The sequence below is a fragment of the Macrococcoides caseolyticum genome (assembly GCF_002902665.1).
GTDB classification, from domain to species: domain Bacteria; phylum Bacillota; class Bacilli; order Staphylococcales; family Staphylococcaceae; genus Macrococcoides; species Macrococcoides caseolyticum.
Map to the genome: position 1 here is coordinate 22096 of NZ_PPRM01000015.1, position 6959 is coordinate 29054.

Annotated in this window: 8 protein-coding genes and 1 pseudogene; 7 read left to right on the forward strand and 2 right to left on the reverse strand. The window is 29.3% G+C overall.

Going from position 1 to position 6959, the window contains the following annotated elements; all coding sequences use genetic code 11:
• Positions 1–124 precede the first annotated feature (124 nt).
• Positions 125–1801, forward strand: a complete 1677-nt coding sequence (locus CD152_RS03205; RefSeq protein WP_197932701.1) for an RNA-binding domain-containing protein — start codon at positions 125–127, stop codon at positions 1799–1801.
• Positions 1802–2272: 471 nt separating this feature from the next.
• On the opposite strand, the gene CD152_RS03210 is transcribed toward CD152_RS03205, so the two are convergent.
• The gene (locus CD152_RS03210; RefSeq protein ID WP_103214386.1) at positions 2273–2809 is read right to left on the reverse strand and encodes a cysteine hydrolase family protein; all 537 of its coding nucleotides are present in this window, start codon (positions 2807–2809) and stop codon (positions 2273–2275) included.
• A 112-nt stretch (positions 2810–2921) separates the two neighbouring features.
• On the opposite strand from CD152_RS03210, the gene CD152_RS03215 reads away from it, so the two are divergent.
• From CD152_RS03215 to rpsI (CD152_RS12240), 6 genes are all read left to right on the forward strand, one after another.
• On the forward strand, positions 2922–3338 hold the full coding sequence (locus tag CD152_RS03215) for an Lrp/AsnC family transcriptional regulator (protein WP_103214387.1): 417 nt from the start codon (positions 2922–2924) through the stop codon (positions 3336–3338).
• 221 nt (positions 3339–3559) lie between these two features.
• On the forward strand, positions 3560–3643 hold the full coding sequence (rpsI, locus tag CD152_RS12235; protein ID WP_210152996.1) for a 30S ribosomal protein S9: 84 nt from the start codon (positions 3560–3562) through the stop codon (positions 3641–3643).
• A 326-nt stretch (positions 3644–3969) separates the two neighbouring features.
• Complete coding sequence (locus CD152_RS03220; protein ID WP_197932702.1) at positions 3970–4899, forward strand: hypothetical protein; 930 nt, start codon at positions 3970–3972, stop codon at positions 4897–4899.
• Positions 4896–5336 carry a hypothetical protein gene (locus CD152_RS03225; RefSeq protein ID WP_101152912.1) on the forward strand — a complete coding sequence of 147 codons (441 nt, stop codon included), beginning with the start codon at positions 4896–4898 and terminating at the stop codon, positions 5334–5336. Before CD152_RS03220 ends, CD152_RS03225 begins: the two co-directional genes overlap by 4 nt.
• A 25-nt stretch (positions 5337–5361) precedes the next feature.
• Positions 5362–6207, forward strand: coding sequence for an AraC family transcriptional regulator (locus CD152_RS03230; protein WP_101152909.1), 846 nt, complete (start codon positions 5362–5364; stop codon positions 6205–6207).
• Between the two features lie 135 nt (positions 6208–6342).
• Positions 6343–6417: a 30S ribosomal protein S9 gene (rpsI, locus tag CD152_RS12240; RefSeq protein ID WP_367304778.1), complete on the forward strand. Its 75-nt coding sequence runs from the start codon at positions 6343–6345 to the stop codon at positions 6415–6417.
• 131 nt (positions 6418–6548) lie between these two features.
• Here the strand turns inward: rpsI (CD152_RS12240) and CD152_RS03235 are convergent.
• Positions 6549–6938, reverse strand: a pseudogene (locus CD152_RS03235) (IS30 family transposase); the annotation flags it as partial.
• Between the last annotated feature and the right edge of the window lie 21 nt (positions 6939–6959).

Here is a 6959-nt window from a genome sequence, read left to right on the forward strand (position 1 = left end):
TTTAATGATATGAAACTGTATGACACCACATGAAATGACCTGGTTTTTCTCAGGGATTCAAACACTGTCTTTACAAATTAGTTATTGTATAATACTTATAAATATATGGTGGGGAGTTATGAGAATGTTAGAAAAGAAATTTGAAGATATTTTATACAATTCAACAGAAAATGAAACAATAGAATTTAAAGCTGCCCAAAATAATTTTAAGATCCATACATTTGGTAAGTATTTTTCTGCATTAAGTAATGAAGCAAATTTAAATGGGAAAGAAGTAGCTTGGCTTGTCTTTGGAGTTAATGATCCTAAAACATACAGAGGAACAGATAAATTCATTGTGGGTACTCAATTTAAAAAAGAAAGTGAAGCTATGAATAAAATGAAACAGGAATTAAAAGAAGAAATGAGTAATAATCTTTCTTTTACTGAGGTTACTGAGAAAGTTATTAAAGGGAAAAGAGTTATCTTTTTCGGAATTCCAGCTGCTTTAAAAGGACTTCCTACTACATATCAGGGTAGAGCGTATGGAAGAACAGGTGAATCAATTGATACGCTGTCTACCTATGAAATGAAAAAAATATATAACCAAACTTCAGAAGATTGGTCTAAAATGATTGTTGAAGATGCTACTATCGAAGACTTAAGTAAAGAAGCAATTAAAATGGCACGTGAAAAATATAAAGTAAAAAATAGTAGTCTAGCTGATGAAGTTGATGATTGGGATGATGTTACGTTTCTTAATAAAGCTAAAATAACATTGAAATCAAAGATTACTAATACTGCTATTATTCTATTAGGTAATCCTGAGTCAACTTCACTATTAAATAATGCACAAATAAATGTATCATGGATATTGAAAGATCAAGATAATATCGAAATCGACTATGAACATTTTTCAGCACCAATGTTAATTAATATAGATAAAATTTATAACAAAATAAGAAATTTAAATTATCGATATATTGCTGATGACTCTATATTTCCAACAGAAACTAAGAAATATGATTCATACGTACTTCGTGAATCATTGAATAATGCTATAGCGCATCAAGATTATACATTGAATGGTAAGATTAATCTTGTTGAATATCCAAATAAAGTGGTTATATCAAATGTCGGTGAATTCTTACCAGAATCAATAGAATATGTGATAAATTCAGATACACCAAGCGAAATATACAGAAACCAGTTTTTAGCAGATGCTATGGTGTCTTTAAATATGATAGATACTATCGGTAGTGGTATTAAAAAAATGATGAATATTCAAATGAAGAGAACGTTCCCTTTACCAACTTATGATATTACTGATAAAGGTGCTTTAAATCCAAAAGTTCAAGTAACAATCTTTGGGGAAATAATTGATGAAAATTATACTAAGTTATTGGTACAAAATAGTGATTTATCTTTGAGAGATGTTATGCTATTAGATAAAGTTCAAAAGAACGTTCGCATTGATAAAAGAGATGCTGATAATCTAAGAAAACAAAAATTAATTGAAGGTAGATATCCTAATATTATAATAGCTTCACATGTAGCTAATCTAACAGGAAAAAAGAACGAATATTTGAAAGATGCTGGATTAAATAATGATTATTACAAGGCCATGATTGTAACTATGCTGGAAAAGTATCCTAAAAGTACTAAACAAGAAATTTTTTCTTTATTAGAAGATAAACTACCTAATGTCCTAGATAAACAGCAAAAAATGAAAAAGGTTGATAATCTTTTACAGTCGTTATCTAGAAGTGGGAAAATTAAATCAACAGGCAGAGGTTCAGGTTCAGGGTGGATAAAGCAGTAACCTAAATTGAATTAATTAGGTTATTAAAAATAAGAAATTAGGTTATTAATACCTTGAAATATTGATATTATGAGCTTTTAGTGTGAATAAGTTAGGTTATTATTAGGTTATTAGTTTAAAGATGTAGGTTGTTAATTAAAGCACTTAGCACTGATCTGCAGATCATTTAGTACTAACATTTGGACCGAGATTGGACCGCAAACAACATCTAGGTATAGCAAAGAATTAATACTATTCCTATCTTCAGTTTCGGAAGAAATATTAGAAATCCTTTAATATCAAGGTTTGCGACAGTATATACAGCTGTACGAAACCCTAAAGTTTTTAACGTAAAAAACGCTGGTCTAAGGTATCAGTCGTTCAAAGCAGTTCACAAAATGTTAGGCAGCAGCTGTTGCAAGTTTAAAGCACTTTCCAACTCATGTTGGAGAGAGCTTTTTTTGCATTTTTATTGATGGATTCAGTTACCTTTTAGTTACCCAATAATGTTTGTGTATCAATTACATTCGCAAATTCATCATGCAGTGCAGTTAAATTGTAATGATGAATATCTTCAGCTTTTTGTAACTTTCCATGATAATCTAACAGATCAAATGATGCTGTTGCATCACTAATTAAAGTAACATTAAATCCAAAATTTTGAGCCATTCTTGTAGTTGTCGAAACACAGTGTGGTAAGGTTAGTCCAATAATTGTTAAAGATTTGATACTTTTGCTTTGTAAATATTCAAGTAAGGTTGTCCCGATAAATGCACTATTAACAGTCTTTCTAAAAACTTTCTCATGCATTAAAGGTTCAAATCCATTTATAAAATCTTGTAAGTTATCTTTGTGAAAAAGTGAAATAGGATTATCAGATACATGCTGAATATGTATGACTTCATTGTTCTGATTTCTAAAATAATCAATAATCATTACCATATTATTTTCGGCATCAGGATTATTTCGTTTTCCAAATTTTTCGTGATTAAATGTTTTTTGTACATCAATGACTAATAGTGCTTCCATATGACATCTCCTTATAGATATAATACATATATCATAACGATGTTATTATTTAATTTAAATATGAATAACATTGAAATTTTGATGTTTTACTTTTGAAAAGGAGGTATTTTATATGAATGACTTAATAAATGACAATATCCTAGAAATTTTAACTGAAAATAGCAGGATTACTATGAATGATCTAGGTAGAAGAGTAAACCTTTCACCACCAGCAGTAAGAGAAAGAGTAAAAAAATTAGAAGAACAAGGTGTTATAAAGTATTATACGATTGATATTGATTATAAAAAATTAGGATATACCATTGAAATGATTGTTGAGATTGTAATTAAAAATAATAGATATGATGACTTTAAAGCATTTGTAATGAATCAAAAAAATATTGATTTTTGTTATAGAATATCTGGTGAAGCATGCTATATTTTTAAAGTATTGTTTGAAGATATGGAACAGGTCGAATCATTTATAGATGTATTACAACCATATGGTCACACAAAAAGTCATCTCGTATTTTCAACAGTTAAAAAATAAGTTATGAAATAGATAATAAAACTGAAAGCTAATGTATAATTATATTATTATACGTAATTAATTTTAGAATAGTTGTATTATTAAATGCCATTGATATTTACTACCGGCCAGCAGTTTATTTAGTTACCCTTTAGTTACCCCTGAGTGATATTTGATGCAATTCTATGCAATTGAAAAAATTAGAAATCCTTTAATATCAAGGCTTACGATAGTCTATACAACTGTACGAAACCCTAAAGTTTTTTGAACGTAAAAAACCAGGTCTTAAAGGTGCTCGTCGTTCACCACAATTCTCAAAACGTTAATATCGTTGTTATATCAACGTTTACAGCACTCTTTGGATTATTCCAAAGAGTGCTTTTTTGTGGTTTTATTGATGTTTTCAATTACCTTTTAGTTACCCCTAGGGGAACTATTTTGTGTGAAGCCTGCTTAAAAATTAATGATATGAAACTGTTTGAAACTATATGAAATGACCTGGTTTTTCTCTGGGATTTATACATATTACAAATTTTTTGAATGTGTATATACTTATTGAATATTAAATTAACTTCCTTCCTATAATTTCTGTACAAATATAATAGATAATATTTTTCTATTACTTTATATGATGTATATATGGAGGGATGGTATGAAATATTTTGGCGATGCATCATTGTGTTATAGTAATTCTTTGTTGATGTTATTGGAATCATATGGATATGAATACACTATTGAGTACATTGAAGCTATTATGTCTATGGGAAATGGAGCGACTTTAGTAAATGATGACTTGCAACATCCATTGGTATACTTTGATAATGGATTACCGGATAAATCAATTTCTAATACTTTAGATATTTTGGGATATGGTTATAAGGAGTATTATTTAGAAGATATTGAGAATTTTGTTTTGGATGAAGTAATACAAAAACTCAATAAATATTTGGAAAATGGAAGTGTAATTGCTGGGCCAATAGATATGGGGTATTTAAAATATAATCCAAATCATAGTAATTTATTAGGTGTCGATCACTTTGTATGTATAACGAAATTTGTAGAAAGTAATATCTATTTACATGATCCGGCAGGATTTCCATTTATGAAAGTGCCTCTTAAAGAGTTTATTAAATCTTGGGAAGCTAAAAATATTGAATATAAACGTGGATCTTTTTCAATGTGGGGCAACTTAAAAAAAGTATCAGAACCTTGTGATAGAAAGATATATAATTCGGCAATAAGTATTATCAAAACTAGATATATGCATAGTGAAGAAAATGTAATAGAAAATTATGCAGAAGCAATATTTCAAAATGGTCTAAATGAAATGCAAGAAGAAATGCATAAATACTTTAGTTTTAGATTGGCATCTGTTAGAAATCTTTATATAAGTAATTTTTTAAGAGATTTTGATAAAGAGAAGGCATTGATTAAAGAAAAGATAGCAATCAATTTTAGTAAAGCACATATTGAAAGTGTGAATAAAGAGTTCAAGAAATTATCAAATACTTTAAAAGAAATATCAATATTAGATAATAAGTTTAAACAGTTATGTATTAATTATGAGGAGGAAAAACTATGAATGAAATATTAAAAACAGAATTAGGTAATGTACAGAAAGTTCAAATAGATAAGTTTCATTTAATTTATTCAGAGATTGACAATAGCATAGAAGATCAGCAGAAAGGTTGGCCGGAATTTGAAGCGAAATTTCCATCTCTTACAGGGCGTAAGCTTTTAGGTTTAGATTATGATGAAAAAAACAAATATCGAATGTGTTCGATTGTTAAAGAAGAAGATAATGGAGATACATTTGGATTTGAAACTTTTATGTTTGAAGGAGGTACTTTTATGAGATTACGTTTAAATTATGAGCCTCCTGAACTTTATGAGAAAATAGGTCCTGCTTATAATTTGCTTATAAGTAACTATAATCAACAAATTGATTGGTCATTACCCTTCATTGAACAGTATAAAGCTAGAAATATTCTTGATATAATGGTACCAGTTAAGCAATAAAATAGATAAAGCAAGGAGATTGTTTATGGTAATCATTAAATCATTTAACGATACCATTCGTTATATTGAAAATGTTCTTGATGATGAAATTGATGAAGCTGAAATTACTCGATTATCAACTTATTCGTATGCAATGTTCAGTAGATTATTTTCAATTTTAACGAATATGACTTTATCTGAATATATGCGATTAAGAAAATTGTCTAAAGCTGCAATAGAAATAAGGAGTTCAGATATAAAAATAATTGATGTAGCCATAAAATATGGTTATGAATCTTCTGATGCTTTCACTCATGCGTTTAAATTATTTCATGGTGTTACACCGAGTGACGTTAGAAGAGGTTTAGCTTATAAAGTCATATCACCTATACAATTATCCCTCAGTGTTAGAGGTGGTAAAGACATGGAGGTTACTATCCAAAGAAAAAAATCAATTTATGTTTGTGGTGTTCTTTTAGAAAATATTGATGCTGAACAATGTTCAAATGCATGGTTAGAGCTATATAAAAGGTATAGTCATAAAGAATTATCTCATTTTGGTAATGGAAAATCATATGGAGTATGCTTGATAACAAATGAAGCGAATAAATTAAATTATATGGCTTCATATGATATTAGAAAGAGTGAGATTGATAAAAAAATGAATTTAGATTTTATGGAAATTGAAGAAACAGAATATGCTATTATTAAATTAAAAGGCAAAGTTCCAGAATGTATACAAGAAGGCTGGAAATACGCAATGGAAGTTTTCTTTCCTGAAGAAGGATACCGTCATTCTGGCAAACCAGATTTAGAAGTATATTTTGAAGGAGATATGAAAAAAGAAAATTATAGTATGGAACTTTGGATTCCAGTTGAAAAAGAAAATTGAAATAACCACCGGCCAGCAGTTTATTTAGTTACCCTTTAGTTACCCCTGAGTGATATTTGGCGCTATTCTATGCAATCGAAAAAATCAGAAATCCTTTAATATCAATGCTTACGATAGTCTATACAACTGTACGAAATCCTAAAGTTTTTTGAACGTAAGAAGCCAGGTCTTAAAGGCGCTCGTCGTTCACCACAGTTCTCAAAACGTTAATATCATTGTTATATCAATGTTTACAGCACTTCTCGAAAATATTCGAGAGGTGCTTTTTTATATGTTTTTTGCATGAATAATACCCCGCTAATACCCCTAGACTTAATAAGTTCATGTTATATTTTCGTTTGTCAAAATAAGCTAGACAATTTCTCATCTTCGATGAAAGTTATAAATACTTCCAATGGTGTTTTATAGCCCAGTGATTTTTTCGGACGATGATTAATATTTTGAGCAACATTAATGATATGATCATCAGTGACTGAACTAAAGTCTAATTCTTTTTCTAATTCACTGCGTCTAAGTATCCCGTTAGAATGTTCATTCAATCCACGTTGCGACGGAGTGCCGGGGTCAGCAAAGAATATCGAAATATCGTGTCGATTACAGATTGTTTTCCAGTTGGAGAACTCCTTACCACAATCGAAAGTAATCGATTTAAATATATGAGGAGGTAAAGCTGAAAACATAGAGTGAAGAGCATCTTCAATATCATCTGCCTTGCGACCTTGAGGTCGTATAGCTGTCTCTTATACACATCT

Coding starts and splice junctions, on each gene's coding strand:
- CD152_RS03225 (WP_101152912.1), top strand. CDS start 4,896: ATGAATGAAATATTAAAAACAGAATTAGGTAATGTACAGAAAGTTCAA.
- CD152_RS03215 (WP_103214387.1), top strand. CDS start 2,922: ATGAATGACTTAATAAATGACAATATCCTAGAAATTTTAACTGAAAAT.
- CD152_RS03205 (WP_197932701.1), top strand. CDS start 125: ATGTTAGAAAAGAAATTTGAAGATATTTTATACAATTCAACAGAAAAT.
- CD152_RS03210 (WP_103214386.1), bottom strand. CDS start 2,809: ATGGAAGCACTATTAGTCATTGATGTACAAAAAACATTTAATCACGAA.
- CD152_RS03230 (WP_101152909.1), top strand. CDS start 5,362: ATGGTAATCATTAAATCATTTAACGATACCATTCGTTATATTGAAAAT.
- CD152_RS03220 (WP_197932702.1), top strand. CDS start 3,970: ATGAAATATTTTGGCGATGCATCATTGTGTTATAGTAATTCTTTGTTG.